This window comes from Stenotrophomonas sp. PS02301, assembly GCF_029959485.1.
Classification (GTDB): Bacteria; Pseudomonadota; Gammaproteobacteria; order Xanthomonadales; family Xanthomonadaceae; genus Stenotrophomonas; species Stenotrophomonas maltophilia_Z.
Window position 1 is genome coordinate 36,693 of record NZ_JASCOO010000009.1, and the last position, 20,084, is coordinate 56,776.

General features: G+C 67.5%; 26 protein-coding genes and 1 tRNA gene. 14 read left to right on the forward strand and 13 right to left on the reverse strand.

Going from position 1 to position 20,084, the window contains the following annotated elements; translation table 11 throughout:
* Positions 1-66: 66 nt before the first annotated feature.
* Entirely contained in the window at positions 67-756 is a 690-nt protein-coding gene (locus QMX81_RS04030) for an AraC family transcriptional regulator (protein WP_152150647.1), read from the reverse strand.
* A 103-nt stretch (positions 757-859) separates the two neighbouring features.
* On the opposite strand from QMX81_RS04030, the gene QMX81_RS04035 reads away from it, so the two are divergent.
* Positions 860-1,348: a GNAT family N-acetyltransferase gene (locus tag QMX81_RS04035; RefSeq protein ID WP_152150645.1), complete on the forward strand. Its 489-nt coding sequence runs from the start codon at positions 860-862 to the stop codon at positions 1,346-1,348.
* A gap of 58 nt (positions 1,349-1,406) precedes the next feature.
* On the opposite strand, the gene QMX81_RS04040 is transcribed toward QMX81_RS04035, so the two are convergent.
* From QMX81_RS04040 to QMX81_RS04085, 10 genes are all read right to left on the reverse strand, one after another.
* The gene (locus QMX81_RS04040) at positions 1,407-1,694 is read right to left on the reverse strand and encodes a hypothetical protein (RefSeq protein WP_046272599.1); all 288 of its coding nucleotides are present in this window, start codon (positions 1,692-1,694) and stop codon (positions 1,407-1,409) included.
* Between the two features lie 159 nt (positions 1,695-1,853).
* A complete protein-coding gene (locus tag QMX81_RS04045; protein WP_019183020.1) occupies positions 1,854-2,303 on the reverse strand; it encodes a PA2169 family four-helix-bundle protein in 450 nt (149 codons plus the stop codon).
* Positions 2,304-2,472: 169 nt separating this feature from the next.
* On the reverse strand, positions 2,473-2,742 hold the full coding sequence (locus tag QMX81_RS04050; protein WP_282258900.1) for a PQ-loop domain-containing transporter: 270 nt from the start codon (positions 2,740-2,742) through the stop codon (positions 2,473-2,475).
* Positions 2,742-3,455, reverse strand: coding sequence for a glycosyltransferase (locus tag QMX81_RS04055; protein ID WP_152150638.1), 714 nt, complete (start codon positions 3,453-3,455; stop codon positions 2,742-2,744). Before QMX81_RS04055 ends, QMX81_RS04050 begins: the two co-directional genes overlap by 1 nt.
* A complete protein-coding gene (locus QMX81_RS04060; RefSeq protein ID WP_193222725.1) occupies positions 3,452-4,048 on the reverse strand; it encodes a class I SAM-dependent methyltransferase in 597 nt (198 codons plus the stop codon). Before QMX81_RS04060 ends, QMX81_RS04055 begins: the two co-directional genes overlap by 4 nt.
* Entirely contained in the window at positions 4,036-4,785 is a 750-nt protein-coding gene (locus QMX81_RS04065) for a PIG-L family deacetylase (protein ID WP_282258905.1), read from the reverse strand. The genes QMX81_RS04060 and QMX81_RS04065 overlap by 13 nt, the downstream gene beginning before the upstream one ends.
* The gene (locus QMX81_RS04070; protein ID WP_282258907.1) at positions 4,782-5,774 is read right to left on the reverse strand and encodes an acyl-CoA dehydrogenase; all 993 of its coding nucleotides are present in this window, start codon (positions 5,772-5,774) and stop codon (positions 4,782-4,784) included. Before QMX81_RS04070 ends, QMX81_RS04065 begins: the two co-directional genes overlap by 4 nt.
* A 1-nt stretch (position 5,775) precedes the next feature.
* Complete coding sequence (locus QMX81_RS04075) at positions 5,776-6,939, reverse strand: zinc-dependent alcohol dehydrogenase (protein ID WP_019183026.1); 1,164 nt, start codon at positions 6,937-6,939, stop codon at positions 5,776-5,778.
* 190 nt (positions 6,940-7,129) lie between these two features.
* On the reverse strand, positions 7,130-7,369 hold the full coding sequence (locus QMX81_RS04080; protein WP_121036629.1) for a hypothetical protein: 240 nt from the start codon (positions 7,367-7,369) through the stop codon (positions 7,130-7,132).
* Positions 7,370-7,461: 92 nt separating this feature from the next.
* A complete protein-coding gene (locus tag QMX81_RS04085) occupies positions 7,462-7,950 on the reverse strand; it encodes a YetF domain-containing protein (RefSeq protein WP_121036628.1) in 489 nt (162 codons plus the stop codon).
* A 156-nt stretch (positions 7,951-8,106) separates the two neighbouring features.
* On the opposite strand from QMX81_RS04085, the gene QMX81_RS04090 reads away from it, so the two are divergent.
* From QMX81_RS04090 to QMX81_RS04135, 10 genes are all read left to right on the forward strand, one after another.
* Positions 8,107-8,478 carry a hypothetical protein gene (locus QMX81_RS04090; protein WP_282258974.1) on the forward strand — a complete coding sequence of 124 codons (372 nt, stop codon included), beginning with the start codon at positions 8,107-8,109 and terminating at the stop codon, positions 8,476-8,478.
* Between the two features lie 16 nt (positions 8,479-8,494).
* Positions 8,495-8,659 carry a hypothetical protein gene (locus tag QMX81_RS04095; RefSeq protein WP_183073613.1) on the forward strand — a complete coding sequence of 55 codons (165 nt, stop codon included), beginning with the start codon at positions 8,495-8,497 and terminating at the stop codon, positions 8,657-8,659.
* Positions 8,660-8,806: 147 nt separating this feature from the next.
* Positions 8,807-8,883, forward strand: a tRNA-Arg gene (locus QMX81_RS04100).
* 184 nt (positions 8,884-9,067) lie between these two features.
* Positions 9,068-10,600, forward strand: coding sequence for an aldehyde dehydrogenase family protein (locus QMX81_RS04105; RefSeq protein WP_282258914.1), 1,533 nt, complete (start codon positions 9,068-9,070; stop codon positions 10,598-10,600).
* Positions 10,600-11,385 carry an SDR family oxidoreductase gene (locus QMX81_RS04110; protein WP_282258916.1) on the forward strand — a complete coding sequence of 262 codons (786 nt, stop codon included), beginning with the start codon at positions 10,600-10,602 and terminating at the stop codon, positions 11,383-11,385. The genes QMX81_RS04105 and QMX81_RS04110 overlap by 1 nt, the downstream gene beginning before the upstream one ends.
* 50 nt (positions 11,386-11,435) lie before the next feature.
* A complete protein-coding gene (locus QMX81_RS04115; RefSeq protein ID WP_121036624.1) occupies positions 11,436-11,720 on the forward strand; it encodes a DUF4190 domain-containing protein in 285 nt (94 codons plus the stop codon).
* 7 nt (positions 11,721-11,727) lie between these two features.
* The gene (locus tag QMX81_RS04120) at positions 11,728-12,498 is read left to right on the forward strand and encodes a class I SAM-dependent methyltransferase (RefSeq protein WP_282258925.1); all 771 of its coding nucleotides are present in this window, start codon (positions 11,728-11,730) and stop codon (positions 12,496-12,498) included.
* 9 nt (positions 12,499-12,507) lie between these two features.
* Positions 12,508-13,563, forward strand: a complete 1,056-nt coding sequence (locus QMX81_RS04125) for a quinone-dependent dihydroorotate dehydrogenase (protein ID WP_121036622.1) — start codon at positions 12,508-12,510, stop codon at positions 13,561-13,563.
* Positions 13,564-13,571: 8 nt separating this feature from the next.
* The gene (murB, locus tag QMX81_RS04130) at positions 13,572-14,609 is read left to right on the forward strand and encodes a UDP-N-acetylmuramate dehydrogenase (RefSeq protein ID WP_282258929.1); all 1,038 of its coding nucleotides are present in this window, start codon (positions 13,572-13,574) and stop codon (positions 14,607-14,609) included.
* Positions 14,610-14,641: 32 nt separating this feature from the next.
* Complete coding sequence (locus QMX81_RS04135; RefSeq protein ID WP_282258972.1) at positions 14,642-15,529, forward strand: DMT family transporter; 888 nt, start codon at positions 14,642-14,644, stop codon at positions 15,527-15,529.
* A gap of 112 nt (positions 15,530-15,641) precedes the next feature.
* On the opposite strand, the gene QMX81_RS04140 is transcribed toward QMX81_RS04135, so the two are convergent.
* Complete coding sequence (locus QMX81_RS04140; protein WP_282258931.1) at positions 15,642-16,670, reverse strand: aminoglycoside phosphotransferase family protein; 1,029 nt, start codon at positions 16,668-16,670, stop codon at positions 15,642-15,644.
* A 167-nt stretch (positions 16,671-16,837) separates the two neighbouring features.
* The gene (locus QMX81_RS04145; RefSeq protein ID WP_121036620.1) at positions 16,838-17,743 is read right to left on the reverse strand and encodes a LysR family transcriptional regulator; all 906 of its coding nucleotides are present in this window, start codon (positions 17,741-17,743) and stop codon (positions 16,838-16,840) included.
* 113 nt (positions 17,744-17,856) lie between these two features.
* On the opposite strand from QMX81_RS04145, the gene QMX81_RS04150 reads away from it, so the two are divergent.
* The 3 genes from QMX81_RS04150 to QMX81_RS04160 are packed head-to-tail and all read left to right on the forward strand — an operon-like array spanning position 17,857 to position 20,073.
* On the forward strand, positions 17,857-18,594 hold the full coding sequence (locus QMX81_RS04150; protein WP_121036619.1) for an SDR family oxidoreductase: 738 nt from the start codon (positions 17,857-17,859) through the stop codon (positions 18,592-18,594).
* 10 nt (positions 18,595-18,604) lie between these two features.
* Positions 18,605-19,135 (forward strand): hypothetical protein, encoded by a 531-nt coding sequence (locus QMX81_RS04155; RefSeq protein WP_220668885.1) that lies wholly within the window; start codon positions 18,605-18,607, stop codon positions 19,133-19,135.
* A 44-nt stretch (positions 19,136-19,179) separates the two neighbouring features.
* A complete protein-coding gene (locus QMX81_RS04160; RefSeq protein ID WP_121036618.1) occupies positions 19,180-20,073 on the forward strand; it encodes an SDR family oxidoreductase in 894 nt (297 codons plus the stop codon).
* The last annotated feature ends 11 nt before the right edge of the window (positions 20,074-20,084 follow it).

Below are 20,084 nucleotides of genomic sequence, written 5' to 3' on the forward strand. Positions count from 1 at the left end.
GCAGCTCACGCGGTATGCATTGGCCGCGCAGTGTAGAAGCCGCGCACCGCGACGTCTTGACCGAGGCTACTGCCGCCGGAAGGCCTGCGGGGTCAGCCCGGTTTCCCGGCGCAGGGCACGGGTCAGCGCACTGTGCTCGGAATAGCCGGCATCCAGCGCGATCGTGGCGATGCTGTCGCTGCTGGTGAGCAGCCGGTGCTTGGCCCAGCGTAACCGGCAGGCACTCAGCCACGCCTGGGGAGGCACCCCGAATTCCTGTACGAAGGCCGCGTGCAGGCGGCTGCCGCTGATGCCCACCAGCGCGGCCATGCGGGCTACGTTCCAGTCCGCGCCGGGGTTGGCCGAGAGCCGGGTGCACAGAGCATGCAGGCGTGCCGCGCTGCCAGCGGGCGCGTACTGCTGCAGCAGGGTCGCGAGCAGACCCTCACTGCCGTGTGCGGGCGCACCGGCCAGGCGCTGGCGCACTCCCTTCGGCAGTGCCAGCCAACGCTGGCGGCGCAGGTGCTCCAGGGTGTGGTCATCGATCACCCCTGCCGGGCAATCGACGATCAACATCAGATGATCGCCATCGCCGGTCTGCGCATGTCCCTCGCCGGGCGCCACGAAGGCTCCCTGCAGCACATCCAGGCGGCCGCCAAACGCATCGACCTCGACATCCAGATCGCCGCGCAGCGGCAGCACCCATTGCGCAAAGTCATGCCGGTCCACATCGCTGGACGTTCCGTAACACCGCAGATGGCAGGCGCTGGCGTGCATGGCGATAGTCTGCGCGCAGGGTGAAGGCCGCTGCAAGCGGCGGCGAAATGCCCGCGCATCCGCGTACCATGGCAGCCGACCCGTCCAACATGGAGCGTTCACCGTGGCCTGCACCATCGTTCCCCTCAGTGACCGCCCCGACCTGCTGCCCATCCTGGCCGAGTGGTACTTCCAGCAATGGGGACGCCACGTGCCGGACCTGACCCTGCTCGATCAGCAGCAGCGGCTGGAAGTGTTCCTGCAGGACGACGAGTTGCCCCTGCTGCTGATCGCGCTGGATGACGCGGTGCCGGTCGCCGCAGCGCAGCTCAAGTTCCATGAGCGGACCGAACGGCCCGAACGATTGCACTGGCTGGGCGGCGTCTATGTCCATCCGGCGCACCGCGGGCGCGGCCTGGCCGAGAAAGTCATCGAAGAATTGCTGGTGCGCGGTCGCGCGCTTGGCGTACGCGATCTCTACCTGCAGACCGAAGCCGATGATGGCGGCCTGTATCGTCGGCTGGGCTGGGCACCGCTGGAATCACTGCAGCATGCGGCCGGCATGCCGGTCCGGATCATGGTCCGCAGCGTGGCCGCCGACCGCGTCGACTGAACGCGCGGTTGCGGCGCCCTGGTTCAAGAATGAATGAATGCGCCGCCGGTGAACGGCGTCAGCGGAAGCGCACCGGCTGCGGTGCCGGGCGGTCGGCCAGCGAGCCGAGCGTGAACGTGTATCCAGCCTCTTCCAGCAGCTTGCGCATGCGCAGCTCCGCGCGCTTGGGGTAGGCCAGCGAGGTCGGCGCGTGCAGGGCGTAGGAGGTCGATTTCCCGGGCAGCGTTTCGCGGGTCACCGAGGACTGATTGGTCTCGCACGCGTTGGCCCACAGGTCCATCAGCACCTTCGGGCCGATGGATTGATTGTTGCTGAGACGAAGCGTCAGCCAACGCATGTGTTCCATGACAAATCCAAGCGGCTCTTTGTCCCGAGTATGCACCAATTCCCCCACTACCGTTCGGCGCCGTCTGGACCTTGGCCGCCACCGCGCCTGCCGGACACAAACAGACAGCCCCGGCAGTGCCGGGGCTGTCTGGATACCGCTTCAGGAAGCGACTGGAACTCAGTGCTTCATGGCGTGCTTGCGGTCGCGCATGACGGCATGGCACTCCTGCACCTGCGGCAGCAGACGCTGGACTTCCTGGCGCGCGGCCGGCGAGGTGTCGGCGTCGGTCAGGGTGTCCTTGAACGCCTTCAGCAGGCGATCCTCGGATTCTTCCAGCTCGGCCACGTAGCCGTACTGCTTGTCGCCCAGGGTGGCGCGCACCTTGCCGTAGAACTGCTGCATGGAACCGACGAAGGTGCCATGGTCGGCCGGCTTGCCGCCAGCGGCGACAACGGTGGCGCTCAGCGAGCGGACGATCTCATTCTTGACACCGGCGATACGGGTGAAGAGCGCCGCCAACTCGGCATCTTCGACCTTGCCTGCGGCCTCGGTGTAGAACTCCTGGCCATCGCGGGCGATTTCGATCAGGTCGTTCAAGTTATGCGCGGTCTTCGATTCGGTATTCACTGCGATGTACTCCTGTTGGTCCGGTTTGGCCCGTGTGTTGTTGTCGGGGTGAGTCGACTTTTCCGCATTGGCCATGAAGTCGGCGTGACACTGAAATGCGAGTGTTCAGAGAGCTCAACGCACTGCGCGGCAGATGTGCACGGCGCGTCGTCGAGGCGCGAAATACGTGTTACTTCCCCGCCCGTCTGCGCTTGACCCAGGACAGCCATTGCCCGGTGACCGCCGTGAGCAGAATCAGCGAATTGGTCACCACGAAAACGATCGATCCGGTCGCCGCGCTGTACGCAATGAACAATACCGAGGCAGTGATCTGGCCAACGAACAACCACGTCGATACCGCCTGCGCATCCTCGGCCGTCCACTGCTTCCAGATCTGCCGCCACAGCGTGGCGATCAGCACGGCGGTCGCCGCCCAGCCGAGCAGATCGATGGGGGCCATCAGCGCGCCAGCAGTGACAGCGGCGGCACGTCGCTCACCACCTCATCTGCCGCCAAGCCAACGCGCTGTTCCAGGCGGCGCAGGAAGTCACTGAACCCGTGCGGTGCACGCGCGTGCCGGCGTGCGCTGGTGATCACCCGGGGGCTGGCCAGCCGCGCCACCTGCATGCCAGCGCCGTACATGGCCTGGATCAGCGCAACGTCCTCACCGGTTGCCAGCGGCGCGAAGCCGCCGGCTTGCCGGTAGGCCAACGCGCTGAAGCCCATGTTCGCGCCGTGTACGTGCGGGTGCCCATCCACCGCATGCTCGCGCTGCAGGAACTGCTCGCGCACGGCCTGCGGGTAGTCCAGCCAATCGCCCACCGCCACCACGCCACAGAAGGCATTCGCACCGCATTGCAGCTGGCGCGCCAGCCAGTCCGGCGGCACCGCGCTGTCCGCGTCGGTGCAGCCGATCCAGCGAGCCCCCAGTGCCAACGCGCGCTCACTCGCCGCCGCGCGCGCGACGCCGACACAGCCCGCCTCCACAGTCACCACCTCCACCCCCATGCGCTGGCAGATCCACTCGGTCGCGTCACTGCAGCGATCAAGGGCGACCACGATCACCACCGGCTCGCCACGCAGCGCGGGATGCAACGCGGCCACCTGCAGCGACTGCAGGCAGGCCGCGATCAATTGTTCCTCGTTGTGCGCGGGAACGGTCACGGCAATCATCGCAGGCCCTCGTGTTCGGCCACCGAGGTGGTCTCGGCCGACCAGCCTTCCAGCAGCATGTCCTCGTCACGATACGAGAACAGGCGGGGCAGGCTGTCATCAAACTGCGCGTGCACGAACGCGGCGCTGCAACGCGCCTGCTCGAACGGCACGCGCCAATGGCAGGCGATCACCACGCCCTGCGGCGTGAGCGATTGAACCACCTGCGCCGCCACCTGACGCATGTCGTCTTGTGAGAGGTAGTAGCCCATTTCACCGAGCACGATCAGATCGAACGTGCCTGCTGGCCAGTCCTGAGGATGGCGCGCCTGCTCGATGGAAACGTGCGCGTGGCGCCGGGTCATCGCCTGCGCCGCGACGACAGCGCCTTCGCTCAGATCGGTGGCGAGCAGGTGATCGCAGCGCTCGGCCAAGGCCGCGGTCAGCACCCCGTTGGAGCAGCCCAGCTCCCAGCCACGGCCAAAGCGCTCGCGCGGCAGGCTTGCAAGGGTGAGCGCGCGCTTGCGCTGTTCGTACCAGCGGGTGCGGTACTGGAAGGGATCCTCGTTCTCGTACAGCGCGTTGAAGTAGGCGACATCGCTCATCCAATCAATACCTCGTAGTTCCGTTCAAACCGCTGCAGCACAGCGGCAGGCAGGATGGGCTCGCACTCGAGCCCCGGCACCGCGCCGGTCTGGGTCACGAATTGCTGGATGGCATCGCGCTTGCAGCCCAGCAGGTCGTCCTCCAGCGCATAGCGCGTGGCGGGCGCCCAGGCCGTCGGTGCCGCCTGCGGGTCCAGCCAATGCCAGCCCCACACCGGGTATTCCTTCAACGCGGCGCCGCGCGCGGTGCAGGCCTGCACGCAGGCACGCGCGACCGCTTCATGGTCCGGATGCCCATCCAAGCGCCACGGTGCCAACACCAGATCATCCGGCTGCAGCAGGGCCGCCAGCTGCTCGCCGATCCATGCCTCGTTGGCCGTCACCGCGCCATCGCCGATGTGCCAGGCGATCCGCGCTGCACTCGCCAAGCCCAGGCAGTGCAGCGCGTCGTCCAGCTCAGCGGCACGGGCCACGCGCAGCCGCTCGGGCGACCACGCAGGTTGATCGGGATAGCAGGCTTCGCCGTCCGTCACCGAGATCACCGTGATGGCCAAGCCGGCGTGGTGCGCAAGCGCCATCAGGCCGCCGCATGCCAACACTTCATCGTCCGGATGCGGCGACACCACCACCAGCCGCCGCGCATCGCCGAACAGCGCCGCAAGGGACGCCAGCGGCAGCGCCTGCAACCACGGCGATGCCGCCCACTGCGCTTCGGTCACGCCGCCGCCTTCGATCTGACGATTCACAGCGTCCACGTGCGGCCCTCGCGGTGCATCAGGTTGCCAAGATGCTGCCAGTCGCGGTCGGCATGACTCTGCCGGATGAACACCGTCAGGTCGGCCCAGCGCCGGGCGTGCGCCGGGTCCATGCACATCGGACCAGGCCCCAGCGCCCTGCCCACCCGATCCAGCGTGAGGGAGGCGGCGCGCTCCACCGCGCTGCGCGCCCGCACGATCTCCCGCTGATGCGGCAGCTCGGGCTGCGCATCGATCAACGCGGCCAGCTCACGCAACAGCGAGGCGCACGGCGACAACGCCAGGTCGATCTCACCGAGCAGGCCGGCCGTCGTGCCCGGTTCATCGGCCCGCACGCTATGCAGCAAGGGCTCAGCCAACGCGCTCGCGCCGCCGAACCAGCACGCCGCGATGCCTGCACCGCCATGCCAGAACCCCGGACGCTGCAGATAGGCGTCCGCCGCGCCAACCTCGACGGCCGGCACCTGGTCGAAACGGGCGGTCCCGCTCGGCACCCGCCCCATGCCCGTGGCCTGCCACGTCTGTGGCAGGAAACTCACGCTGGCGCGGCGCACCGGCACCAGGAACAGCCGCGAGCGCCCGTCATCGCGCACCGTCACCAGGGCATGGTCCACCCAGCCGGCACCAGAGCACCATGGCTTGTTACCGGACAGCGTGCCGCTGGCCCGATCAAAGCGCAGGGTCGCCGCCGGCCCTTCGGCCGCCCATACGGCGCCCAACCGATCGCGGTCCGGCACCGAGGCGCCCAGTTCCTCCAGGATCGCCTGCGCGTCGTAATGCGCTTCCAGCACCTTGGCCAGGCAGAGATCGCGCGCGGCGATATGCGCCAACGCCTGCCAGCGCAGCAACGTGTCCCCACTGCCGGGGCGCGACAACGAGGGTTGATGTTCGATCCACGCACGCGCCTGCGCCTGCAGGTCATCGCCATCGGTCACCGGCTGCGGTGCCGCCGGCGGTACAAGAGAAGCCACGGCATTCATGTCAGGGCGTCAGGATCACCTTGCGGCAATCCTCCTCTTTGCGGTCGAAGATCTCGTAGCCACGCACCGCGTCTTCCAGCGACAGCCGGTGCGTCACGATCACGCCCGGATCCAGCCGGCCTTCGCCGATATGGTCGAGCAGTTCGGGCATCAGCTTCTGCACGTGGGTCTGGCCCATCTTGAAGGTCAGGCCCTTGTCGAACGCATCGCCGAGCAGGAAGCCGTGGATGAAACCGGCATACACCCCCGGGATGCTCACCGTGCCGCCGCGACGGGTCGCGGCGATGCACTGGCGGATCGCCACGCCGCTGCTGCCTTCCACTTTGAGCGTGGTCAGCGCCGATTCCAGCGCACTGCCCTCCGCCTCGAAGCCGACCGCTTCGATCGTGGCATCCACGCCGCGGCCGTTGGTCTGGGTGATGATGTATTCCGCCGGATCCTCCACCTGGGTGAAATCGATCGGGGTCACGCCGTAGGTCTGCTGCGCGAAGGCCAGGCGATACGGCAGATGGTCGACCATGAAGATGGTCTCCGCGCCCAGCAGGCGGCAACATGCCGCACTCATCAGCCCGACCGGGCCGGCACCGAAGATCGCCACCGTGGAGCCCGGCTTCACCCCTGCGTTGATCGCCGCCTGGTAGCCGGTCGGCAGGATGTCGGAGAGGAACAGCACCTGCTCATCGGCGAGCGCATCGGGAATGCGCAACGGCCCGACATTGGCCTTCGGCACACGCACGAACTCCGCTTGCCCACCCGATACACCGCCATAGAGATGGCTGTACCCGAACAGCGCCGCCGGCGGGCGGATGCCCTTCTGGTTCACGGCGGCGCCCTTGCCGGTATTGGTGGTCTCGCAGGCAGCAAACTCGGCCAGGCGACAGTGGAAGCATTCGCCGCACGCGATCACGAACGGGATCACCACGCGGTCGCCCGGGCGCAGATCCATCACGCCAGCGCCCACCTCCTCCACCACGCCCATGAACTCATGGCCGAGCACGTCACCGGTGTGCAGATCCGGGATCTTGCCGCGGTACAGATGCAGGTCCGAGCCGCAGATCGCGGTGGCGGTGACGCGCAGGATGATGTCGTCCGGGGCAGCGAGTGCGGGATCGGGCACGGTATCGACCCGTACATCCTTGCTGCCGTGGTAAGTCAGTGCGCGCATAGCAAACTCCGTGTCCAAGTACCTCTGTGGTACGTGGTACGGCGTGGCAGCGTCGTGACCGCAACGTGTGCGGCGTGTCTATCCGGGTGAACGCGTCGCACTGCAGAGGCTGGAGCGCATGCGCTTCGCAGGGCATGTGGACTGAATCATTCATTCTGCGGGCGCGGCCAGCGCCTCATGCGTGGTTCGCCTACTCCACCGAGGGCGCCGAAGGCGCCTCCGGATCCGGCGGCAGTTCCTGCGGCGGCGATGCAGGTGCCGGGTCGCCCTCCGGTGGGATCTCCTGCGGCGGCTCCTGCGCAGGCGGATCACCACGGCCCGGTTCTTCCACTGGCGGCGCGGGCGGCACGGGTTCCGGGGTCGGGTCCGGCACCTGGGCGATCACCTCATCGCATCGGGCCGTCGTTTCACTGTCCAGTGGCATGTGCATCGCGCGTGTTCCTGTTGTGGGACTGCGCACGACGCTACGCGGTACACCGTCAACATCCAGCGAGGGCGAGAGTGACCGGCGAACGCTCCCGCTCAGTCATCGCCTTCGGCGCGGCGCTTGTGCACCGTGATCTCGCCGGAGGTTTCCAGCACCGCCAGCTCCACCTGCCCGAAGCCCTCGCAGCCGTTGGCGCGCATCGCCACTTCCAGATCCGCCGGGCTGACATTGCAGCGCTTCACCTGCTCCCAGTAGATCGTACCGTGCCGCGCCAGCACCACCGGCACGCCCTCCACGATCTCGTTGAGGCGCTTGCTGCGCGCACCCAGAAAGCCGACGAACCAGTTCAGACCGATCAGCGTCGCGGCCAGGATGAGCCCGCCGGGCAGCGAAGTGTCCTCACCGATCAGCGAGTTCTGCACCGCCGTGCCCAGCAGCACGATCACCAGGATGTCGAACGGCGTGGACTGCCCCATCGAGCGCTTGCCGCTCATACGGGTCAGCAGCAGGACCACCACATATACCGCAACCGCGCGGACCACGAACTCCCACCATTCCATTCCCAGCTCGAACATCTCATGCATCGCGGCAGCCTCTGTGTGGCGAGGTCTGGACGATAGGAAGTCCGAAGTGAAGCCGGTGGGAGCACCCGCCCTTCACGGGATCCCTGCCGCTTCGTAACAGCGCCAGGGCTAGCGTCGAGGCATCACCGCCCTACCCGTTCGCGCAGGAGACACGCCATGCAGCACGACAAGACCCCGCCCGCCTCCACCGAAGACGCCCACGCCACGCACACCTGCCCACCGGCCGAAGGCACGGTCGACAAGCAGCGCACCTCGGAGAACCACGACGAAGCGCTGGAAGAGACCTTCCCGGCCAGTGACCCGATCTCTCCGTTCGTGGCGGCCAAGCCGCCTAAGGACGACAAGGACGCGAAAGATCCGGATGCGGAGCACCTGAAGACCGAGAACGAGGGCTACAACCAGCACGGCCACGGCAAGGGAGGCAAAGCCGGTGAAGGTGAGCCGGACGGCGTGCGCGAGGACGACGGCATTACCCAGCCAGACTTCGGCCAGCACGGTACGGCCGGCAAACAGACGCTGGATCGCTGATCAACGAGGAGATGTCATGACCACTGCACCGCGAGCACCGGCTACCAAAGAAGATGACCAGCAGAAAAGCCACACGCCGGACACGCTGAGGAACGATGACGCCCGCTGGAAGGACAAGGACATGCCGGAGGCGGAACACACTGCCAGACCCCAGGATTACGAGCGCCCAAAAGCACCGTAGCCGGCGTACCCTCCGCTGCCGCAGAACGCTGCGGCCACCGGAGGATGAGAACCCCCAACGCCCGCCTCGTCTGAGCGGGCAACACGCGTGTGGATGCACGCCCGGCTGCAGGGGGGCCTGTTTGCCTGTATCCTTGCAGGCCGTTTTGGCCCCGTAGCTCAGCTGGATAGAGCGTCCCCCTCCTAAGGGGAAGGTCGCCCGTTCGAATCGGGCCGGGGTCACCAGCATCGAATGCTTTGGCGCCATCGCCGGCCGCGCGGGTTCCTGCCGCCATGGGCGTCTGCCGATCCTTGCGCTGCACCGCCAGATAAGGCATTGCCCCCCTCTGTTACCATTCGGGGTTCAGCTTGCCGCCCCCCACCCTGCCAGCGGCCAGCGCCTTACAAACGCAACGCAACAGGAGTTTGCATGTCCTCTGACCTGCTCAAGGCCCTCGGCCTCGACGCGACCAACGCTGGCACCTACCTTGGCAACGGCGAATGGTCCTCGGCCACCGATGCCGGTGTGATCACCCCGGTGAACCCGACCACCGGCGAAGCCATCGCCGAGGTCTACGCGACCACCGACGCCGACTACGAAACCATCGTGGCCCGCGCCCAGGAAGCCTTCAAGGTCTGGCGCACCACCCCGGCCCCGCGCCGTGGCGAAGCCGTGCGCCTGTGTGGCGAAGCCCTGCGCGCCAACAAGGATGCCTTGGGCTCGCTGGTCGCGCTGGAGATGGGCAAGAGCAAGCCCGAGGGCGATGGCGAAGTGCAGGAGATGATCGACATCGCCGATTTCGCCGTGGGCCAGAGTCGCATGCTCTATGGCTACACGATGCATTCCGAGCGCCCGGGCCACCGCATGTACGAGCAGTACCAGCCGCTCGGCCTGGTCGGCATCATCAGTGCGTTCAACTTCCCGGTCGCGGTGTGGGCCTGGAACTCGTTCCTGGCCACGATCTGCGGCGACATCTGCCTGTGGAAGCCGTCCAACAAGACGCCGCTGACCGCGATCGCCTCCATGCGCATCTGCAATGAAGCGCTGCGTGACGGTGGGTTCCCGGACTTGTTCTTCCTGATCAACGATGCCGGCACCGAACTGTCGCAGAAGATGGTGGCCGACAAGCGCGTGCCGCTGATCAGCTTCACCGGCTCGACCCAGGTCGGCCGTCAGGTCGCCGAGAAGGTCGCGCATCGCCTCGGCCGCTGCCTGCTGGAGTTGGGTGGCAACAACGCGATCATCCTGGATGAAACCGCCGACCTGAAGCTGGCGGTCCCGGGCATCGTCTTCGGCGCGGTCGGTACCGCCGGCCAGCGCTGCACCACCACGCGCCGCCTGATCGTGCACGAATCCATCCATGACGACGTGCTGGCCACGCTGATCAAGGCGTACAAGCAGGTGGAAGGCAAGATCGGCGATCCGACCGACCCGGCCAACCTGATGGGCCCGCTCAACAGCGACGGCGCCGTGCAGCAGTTCCTGGCCTCGATCGAGAAGGCCAAGGCCAGCGGCGGCACCGTGCAGACCGGTGGCACCCGCCTCGACCGCGCCGGCAACTTCGTGCTGCCGGCCATCGTGACCGGCCTGAAGAACAGCGATGAGGTCGTCCAGCACGAGACCTTCGCCCCGATCCTGTACGTGATGAAGTACAGCACGCTGGACGAAGCGATCGACATGCAGAACGGCGTGCCGCAGGGCCTGTCGTCCTCGATCTTCACCACCAACCTGAAGACCGCCGAGCGCTTCCTCTCGGCAGCCGGTTCGGACTGTGGCATCGCCAACGTCAACATCGGCACCTCCGGTGCGGAGATCGGCGGTGCGTTCGGTGGCGAGAAGGACACCGGCGGTGGCCGTGAGTCCGGCTCGGATGCCTGGAAGGTCTATATGCGCCGCCAGACCAACACCATCAACTACTCCGATTCGCTGCCGCTGGCCCAAGGCATCAAGTTCGACCTGTGATGGACCCCGCGCCCCACCTGCCCGCCGGCCCACGCCTGGAGTTCACCGGGCGCCGGGTGCTGATTGCCGGTGGCAGCAAGGGCATCGGGCGCGCGATGGCGCTGGCGTTTGCATCGGCAGGCGCCCGCGTTTCGGTCTGCGCACGCGGTGAGGCCGGTCTGGCCGCGCTGCGTGCGGATGCCGGCGCGCTCGGCCTGGCCGTGCATACGGCCACGGCCGACCTCTCCCAGCTGGGCGACATCGGCCGCTGGCTGGCCGATGCTGCTCAGGCCTTGGGCGGCGTCGACGTGCTGGTCAACAACGCGACCGGCTACGGCATGACCGACGATGAGGCGGGCTGGGAAGCCAGCTTGAACGTCGACCTGATGGCGGCCGTGCGTGCCTCGCGGCTGGCGCTGCCTTGGCTGCAGCAGTCCAGTGATGCCTGCATTCTCAACCTGGCCTCGATCGCTGCCCAGCAGCCGCGCCCGGGTGGCGCGCCGTATGCGGCGGCCAAGGCCGCGCTGATGCACTACACCACTTCGCAGGCCCTGGCCCTGGCGCCACAGCGGATCCGCGTGAACGCCATCGCCCCCGGCTCGATCGAGTTCGAGGATGGGCTGTGGGCGCGTCGGCGCGAGCAGGACCCGGAGCTGTATCGAAACACCCTGGCGAAGATCCCGTTTGGCCGCTTCGGCGAGCCGGCGGCCATCGCCAACGCCGCGCTGTTCCTGTGCTCGCCGCTGGCGGGCTGGATCACCGGGCATACCTTGAATGTGGATGGTGGCCAGGTCCTGATGGGATAAACCCGCCGCTGGCCCTATCATCGAACCACCCCACCGCGACCAGGACCTGCATGAGCCTTCCGCCCCGACAAACCAGTGCCATGGCCGTGGTCAGCCTGATCATGGGCATCCTCGGCTGGACCGCCCTGCCCTTCATCGGCAGCATCGCAGCGATCATCACCGGGCACCTGGCCCGCGCGGAGATCCGGCGCCGCCCGCTGGAGCTGGAAGGCGACGGCATGGCCTTGGCCGGCCTGATCCTGGGCTGGATCATCGTGATCGGCAGCCTGCTTGCCCTGGTGGTGGTGCTGTTGTTCTTCGGCGGACTGGCCTGGTTTGCCGCTACCCAATCGTGAGGTGCACATGAGCCGCTCGGATTCGACCGAACGCTTCAGCAGTCGGGTTGTCGACTACGTCCGCTACCGTCCCGACTATCCCCCGGCGTTGCTGGACTGGCTGCACCAGGACATCGGTGTTCCCACCGAGACCCTGGTCGCCGATATCGGCGCCGGCACCGGCATTTCCACCCGACTGTTCCTGGCCGCCGGCCACCCGGTCATCGCAGTGGAGCCGAATGCGGCGATGCGCGAGGCGGCCGAGCATCTGCTGGCGCCGGATTATCTGCGCCTGAAGGTGGCCGACGGCACCGCCGAAGCGACCGGCCTGGCCGACAACAGCGTGGGTCTGGTCGCCGCAGCGCAGGCCTTCCACTGGTTCGATACCACTGCAGTGCGCCGCGAATGGGCGCGCATCCTGCAGCCCGAAGGCATGGCGCTGGTGTTCTGGAATTCGCGCCTGCTCGATGCCTCCCCGTTCCTGATCGGCTATGAGCAACTGCTGCTCGAGTTCGGCACCGACTACACCGAGGTGGCCGAGCGCTACCAGGACGATGACACCATGCGTGCGTGGTTCGGCGAGGGCCTGCGCGGCATGGCCCGGCTGCCGAACGTGCAGCGCATGGACCTGGATGGCCTGCGTGGCCGCCTGCTCTCCTCTTCGTATGCACCGCAGGCCGGTCACCCGCGCCACGCGCCGATGCTGGCCGCGCTGCAACAGCTGTTCGACGCCCATGCGGTGGACGGCCAGATCGCTTTTGAATACCAAACCCGTGCCTTTGTCGGCACGCTGGACTGATTGAACGCCATGTACTCGTTTGCCCGCCCCTTCCTGTTCGCCCTTGATGCAGAACGCGCCCACGGCCTTGGTCTGAGCGCGCTGGACCTGGCCTATCGCACCGGCACCACGCCGCTGATGGGCCGCCGCATCGACCCGCTGCCGACCAACGCGTTCGGAGTGAGTTTCCCGAATCCGGTGGGCCTGGCTGCCGGCCTGGACAAGAACGGCGAGCACATCGATGCGCTGCTGGCCCTGGGCTTCGGCTTCGTGGAGATCGGCACGATCACCCCGCGCCCGCAGGCCGGCAACCCGAAACCGCGCCTGTTCCGGCTGCCGGAGCACCAGGCCATCATCAACCGCATGGGCTTCAACAACCTGGGCGTGGATGCGCTGGTGCGCAATGTCGAGCGCGCCAAGCGCCGCACCGGCCTGCTCGGCATCAACATCGGCAAGAACAAGGACACCCCGAACGAACAGGCGTTCGACGATTACCAGCACTGCCTGCAAAAGGTGTATCCGCTGGCTGACTACATCACCGTCAACATCTCCTCGCCGAACACGGCCGGCCTGCGCGAGCTGCAGGAAGAGACCGCCCTGCGCCAGCTGATTTCGCAGCTGCGCGAGAGCCAGGAAAGCCTGGCCGCCAAGCACGGCAAGCGCGTGCCGATGCTGGTCAAGGTGGCCCCGGACCTGAGCGACCGCGATATTGACGCCGCAGCGCGCGTGCTCGGTGAGCTCAAGGTGGACGGCGTGATCGCCACCAACACCACCATCGACCGCAGTGCGGTGGCCGGTGACCCGCGTGCTAATGAAGCCGGCGGCTTGTCCGGCGCGCCGTTGCTGGGCCAGTCCACCCTGGTGCTGCGCCGCCTGCGTGCGCGCCTGCCCGAGTCGATGCCGCTCATTGGCGTCGGCGGTATTCAATCCGGCGCGGATGCGGTCGCCAAAATGGCGGCCGGCGCCGCGCTGGTGCAATGCTACAGCGGCCTGATCTTCCGTGGTCCGGAACTGGTGCACGAGTGCGTGGAAGCGATCCGCCGCCGCAGAGAGGCGCCCAGCCGCGGCGCGGTGGCACCGCTGTGAACGACGCCATGACTGCCTGGGCCATCACTGAAAACGCCTCGCTGAAGGCGCTCAACACGTTCCACGTCGACGCCACCGCTGCGCAGCTGCTGGAGGTGTTCGATCCTTCCGTGCTGCCGGAGGTACTTGCCCTCCCGCGCGTCGCCGAACAACCGCTGCTGGTGCTGGGCAGCGGCAGCAATGTATTGATCGCCGACAACGTGGAAGGCACCGTACTGGTGTTCGCCAACCGCGGCATCGAGATTCTGGAGCACCGCGCCGACCACACCATCGTGCGCGCCGGTGCCGGCGTGAACTGGCATGGGCTGGTCATGTGGTCGTTGCAGAACGGGCTGTCCGGGCTGGAGAACCTGGCCTTGATCCCGGGCACCGCCGGCGCCTCGCCGATCCAGAACATCGGCGCCTATGGCGCGCAGGTCGGCGAGTTCATCCAGGCCGTGGATGCCTGGGACCGACACGAAAACGACTGGGTGCGCCTTGATGCGGAAGGCTGCCAGTTCGCTTACCGCGACAGCATCTTCAAGCACGACCCGGACCGTTACCTGATCACCGCGATCGAACTGCGTCTGCCGCTGCTGCATGGCCTGCGCCTGGGCTATGCCGGGATCGCCGAGGAAATGGAGGCGATGGGCGTGGAACTGCCGGTGGCCGCCGATGTGGCCAACGCGGTGATCAACATCCGCCGCCGCAAGCTGCCCGATCCGGACGTGCTCGGCAATGCGGGCAGCTTCTTCAAGAACCCGATCCTGCCGCTGGAACAGGTGGAGGTGCTGCTGCAGCACTTCCCCGAGCTGCCGGTGTTCCCGGCCGACGACGACAGCCGCCGCAAGATTTCCGCAGCCTGGATGATCGAGAGCTGCGGCTGGAAGGGCTACCGCGATGGCGATGCCGGCGTGGCGCCGAGCCATGCACTGGTGCTGGTCAACCATGGCCAGGCCACCGGTGAAGAACTGCTCGCACTGGCGCGGCGGATCTCCGCCTCGGTCGTGGAGAAGTTCGGCGTGCCGATCGAACCGGAGCCCAGGCTGATCGGCGCACAGTGGTGAACCCCGCCCCCGCGTTACCGGTGGCCACGCCGCTGCGGGCCGCCCTGCTGATGCTCGGCAGTACCTTGGCCTTTGGCCTGATGGCGATCGCGATCCGCTACGCCACCCGCTACGTGCCGACCCAGGAAGTGGCGTTCTTCCGCAACGCCTTCGGCCTGCTGGCGCTGCTGCCGATGCTGATCCGCCCGGGCAGCGCACCGCTGAAGACCCAGCAGCTGCCGCGCTACTTCCTGCGCAGTGCGATCGGGCTGGCCTCGATGCTGTGCGCGTTCTGGGCGATCGGGCACCTGCCGATCTCCCAGGCGATCTCGCTCTCCTACTCCACGCCGCTGTTCGTCACCATCGCCGCGGTGCTGTGGCTGGGGGAGACCGTGCGCATGCGCCGCTGGGCGGCGGTGATCATCGGCTTCATCGGCGTGCTGATCATCGTGCGCCCGGGCTCGACCACCTTCACCCCCGGCACCCTGGTGGCCGTGGGCGCCGCGGTACTGAGCTCGCTGGTGGCGATCCAGATCAAGCAGCTCACCCGCGTGGACAGCGCCGATACGGTGGTGTTCTACACCTATGTCTTCTGGGTGCCGCTGTCACTGGTGCCCGCGCTGTTCGTGTGGGTCTGGCCGACCGGCCTGGCGTGGGTCTGGCTGGTCGCGACCGGCGTACTCGGTACGCTGGGCCAGCTGCTGTGGACCCGTGCGCTGCGTCTGGGCGAGGTCTCCGCGCTGACCCCGATCAGCTTCATGCAGCTGCCGCTGGTGAGCCTGCTGGGCTGGCTGCTGTTCAACGAAACGCTGGACCGCTGGACCGTGATCGGCGCCGGCATCATCCTCGGCGCGAATGCCTACATCGCCCACCGCGAAGCGGTACTGGCACGCCGGGCGAAGTCGCAGGCAGTCACGGCGGCCGCCAAGCCGGGGGAATAGACCCGCGCATGGGGTGATGCGCGGGAGCGATAGGAGGTCGGCTCGGTCAGCACGCGACGGGTGCGGTCAGATCCGCGGCAGCCCGCGTACGAACATTCACTGGGCTGCAGCCTCAGCCCTGCGCGGCCTGCCACGCACGGGTCGCACAATCGGCCACGTTGCCGGGCGCGAACTGCTCGGCCATGTAGCGCAGCGCCTGGCGTCGCTGTGCAGGTGGGCGCGCGGTGGCGCCGGGTTCGAGCAGCAGATCATGGAACTCCTGCAGGTCCTGCAGGATCCGCCAGTGGCGGTGGTAGGCAACCCGCAGCGGATCCACCGTGACCGGCCCGTAGCCTTCCGCGAATCCCGGCGGCTGCTCGCGCCCCCAACGACCACCGATGCCGGCGCCGACGAACATCAGATCGCGTTCGCGCGGCGCCAGCACCATCTCGTCCCAGTCGATCAGATAGACACCGTCCTCCGGCCCGACCAGCACATTGCCCGCGTGCAGATCAGCGTGGCACAGCACGCGGGAAGTGCGTCCCTCACCGATACGCGCACGCAGCTCGCGGCAGCGCTGCCAGATCGCCTCGATACGCTGGCGGTGGCGGCACCACAGCGCCAGGTACTCCTCACCCAGTGCATCGCGCACCGGTATCCGTGCGTCGGCCCGCTGCAGCCACGCGCCCACCCGCTCCACGGCGGTGTCGTCGTCGAAGCCAGGGCAACGCAGGCGATCGGACAGCTCGGCCGGCAGCGGCACGTCGTGAACCTGGCGCAGGACGCGCCCGAGCCGCTGCCAATGCGCACGCGAGAGCGCCTCCTCGAAACCGGAGAACGCGTCGACATACGGGAACAGGGTCCACTGCAAACCCGCCCAGCTCGCTGCCGCCGCCCCATCGCGCGTGGGCAGCGGTGCGATCACTTCGCGCAGGCCGACGCGGTCGCGCAGGTGGTGCAGCACCTCCCACACGACCGGGTCCACGGCATAGCGGCGGCACTTGAGCCACCAGCGCGCGCCGTCCGGGCCCGCCACCTGGTACACCGTCGCGCCTGCATCGGCCCCACCTGCGCGCTGCAGCACCGTGCTGGCACGCACACCGAACACCTCGGCCAGCACCTCGCTGATCTGCGCCGCGGACAACTCTTGTGGATGGAGCATCAATCCAACGCGCGTAATAGATATATCTCGACTATCGCAGACCGGTCCCGTACCGCCCAGCGCAGTGCATCACGAAAGCGACAACGCGTGACAGGGCGTTGTCGCCTCCTCCGACCGATGCTGGCTGCGCGAATAGTTCGCGGCGGCGGTGGCATGACGATCTGCTGTCAGGGGGATGCTGCGGTGCCCGCAGCGCGTTCGAACAACGCGGCCAGCCATTGCGCGAACACCCGCACGCGGGCGGACAGTTGCCGGTTCTGCGGATACAGCACGGACACCGGCATCGGCGGTGGCGGGTGATCCGCGAGCACGATGCGCAGCTGATCCTCGGCAAGCGCCTGCGCAATGCGATAGCGCGGCACCTGGATCAAGCCCAGCCCCGAGAGCGCCGCGCCGGTGTACAGGTCAGCGCCCGTCACCGAGATGCGCGACTGCAGCTGCCGCTCCACCACGTCGCCATCAAGCAGGAAATCTAAGCCGGCCGAGTGCGCGCCGCCGGGGCCGTAATCAACCGCGTAGTGCTGCGCGAGATCGTCCAGGCGGGTCGGCACACCCTCGCGCGCCAGATACGCGGGGCTGGCCACGGTGACCTGCTCCAGCAGCGCGACCTGCCGGCCGATCAACGACGAATCCTGCAGAACGCCCGCGCGCAGCACGCAGTCCACGCCCTCGCGGACCAAGTCCACCAAGCGGTCGTCCTCGCCCACGTGCAGGGTGATGCCGGGATAGCGTGCAAGGAATTCGCCCATGGCCGGCATCACCACGTACCGGGCCAGCGTGCCCTGCAGATTGACCCGCAGCAGCCCCTTGGGCGGGGCATCGCGGAAGGCGCTTTCGGTTTCTTCCAGATCGGTCAGCAACCGCACGCAGCGATGGTAGTAAGCCTCGCCGTCATGGGTCATGCGCACCTGACGAGTGGTCCGTTCCAGCAGGCGCACGCCGATGCGCTGCTCCAGCCGCTTGATCAGGTTGGTCACCGTGGCGCGCGGAATCTGCAGATCCTCGGCCGCCAGGGTGAAGCTCTGGCGTTCGGCGATCCGGACGAACACCTGCATCTCCTGGAAGCGGTCCATGACCCACCCATTATTAAAGCAATTGGAATTGTGATCGCAACTTTAGCAGGATTATCCCTGCCGCCGAATGATCCATCCTTCCTTCCGTGCCCACCACTGAAGGAAGCCCCACCATGTCCACCTCCTCCCGCGTCGCCCTGATCACCGGCGCCTCCCGCGGCATAGGCGCCGCCATCGCCCGGCGCCTGGCTGCCGATGGCTTCGCCGTCGCCCTCAACTACGCCTCCAACACCGCCGAGGCCGATGCGCTCGTCGCCGAGTTGACCCGCGGCGGTGCGTCCGCCATCGCGATCCAGGCCGATGTCTCCCAGGCCGATCAGGTCGGCGCGATGTTCACCACGGTTGAACAGCAGCTGGGCCGCATCGATGTGCTGGTCAACAACGCCGGCATCCTCAAGACCGCCCCGCTGGCGCAGACCAGCGACGCGCTGTATCTGCAGAACTTCGCGATCAACACCCAGGGCGTGTTCAACACCCTGCGCGAAGCGGCAACGCGCCTCAACGACGGCGGCCGCATCATCAATCTGTCCAGCACCACGCTGGCCCTGAATCTGCCGGGCTATGCGATCTACAACGGCACCAAGGCCGCGGTGGAAGCGTTCACCCACGTGTTCGCCAAGGAGCTGCGCGGCCGCGCGATCACCGTCAACGCGGTGGCCCCGGGCCCGGTCGCGACCGCACTGTTCCTCGACGGCAAGACCGAAGAGCAGATCAACACCTTCGCGCGGATGCCGCCGTTGGAACGCCTCGGCCAGCCGGACGATATCGCCGGCGTGGTTGCCTTCCTCGCCGGGCCGGACGGCGGCTGGGTCAATGGCCAGATCCTGCGCGCCAACGGCGGCGTGGCCTGAGGTCGCCCGGATGTCGCCCCGCCACCTGGCCGTGCTGCTGCCCCTGCTCTGCGCGACCGTCATGACGGCGTCGTGCGAAGCGCGCACGCCCTCGCCACACCCCGCCATGAAGCCGTCCATCACCTATCTGCACCTGCTTCGCAACACCCCGTTCTTCACCGCGTTGACCACCGCGCAGCTGCGCCACGTGATCGACCATTCGCGGGAATGGGAGGTGAGCGCCGGCGCCCCCATCCTCGGCAACGTTACCGCCGAGGGCCGCGATGACGTCTGGGTATTGCTGGATGGCGGCTGGGAACTGCATTACCGCGGCCAGGTACTGCGCAGCGGACATGCCGATGCCGGCAAATGGTTCAGCGCTGCGTCGCTCGGCCCGGAGGCGTTCGAACTGGTCGCCAACGACCACAGCTACGTCATGCAGATTCCCGCGCAGGACATGGACGCGATGCTGGCCCAGGGCTTCGATTTCACCCCCCACCTGGATGCCGGTCGCGTGCTCTACCGCCGCCTGCGCGACAGCACGCGCCCTCTCACCCCCTAGTTGTCCTTCTCCCTCGCCGCCCCCTTTTCAACCTGGAGATTCCCATGCCGCACACCATCCTTGTCACCGGCGCGTCCTCCGGCTTCGGCCTGATGAGCGCCAAAGCCCTGGCCCAGGCCGGTCACACCGTCTACGCCTCGATGCGCGACATCGGCGGACGCAATGCCGCACGCGTTGCCGAGATCGCCGCGTGGGCCGCCCAGCAGCGCGCCGACCTGCGCACCGTTGAACTGGACGTGCAGTCCGAGGCTTCCAGCAACGCTGCCATTGCACAGGTACTCGCCGAGGCGGGCACGCTCGATGTGATCATCCACAACGCCGGGCACATGGTGTTTGGACCGGCCGAGGCGTTCACGCCTGAGCAACTGATGCAACAGTACGACGTCAACGTGCTGGGTACGCAGCGGGTCAACCGTGCTGCGCTGCCCTTCATGCGCGGGCGCGGCAGGGGTCTGCTGCTGTGGGTCGGATCGTCCTCCACCCGCGGGGGCACACCGCCATTTCTCGCGCCCTACTTCGCTGCGAAGGCCGCGATGGATGCGTTGGCGGTGGCCTACTCAACCGAACTGGCGCGCTGGGGCATCGAGACCACGATCATGGTGCCGGGCGCGTTCACCCAGGGCACCAATCATTTCGCGCATTCGGGCACGCCGGAGGATGCCGACATCGCCGCCGAATACGAGAACGGTCCGTATGCCGGCGTTGCCCAGCAGGCACTGCAGGGCCTGGCCAGCCTGGAGCCGGCCGATGCCGACCCCGAGCAGGTCGCGCGCGAGATCGTGCGTGTGGTCGGCCTGCCGCATGGCAAGCGCCCGTTCCGCGTGCATGTGGATCCGTCGCAGGACGGCGCCGAAGTGGTCAATGGTGTAGCCGACCGGATGCGCACCGAGATGTACAGGACGATCGGCCTTTCCGACCTGCTCTCGCCGCGCGCCTGACATGGCTGTGT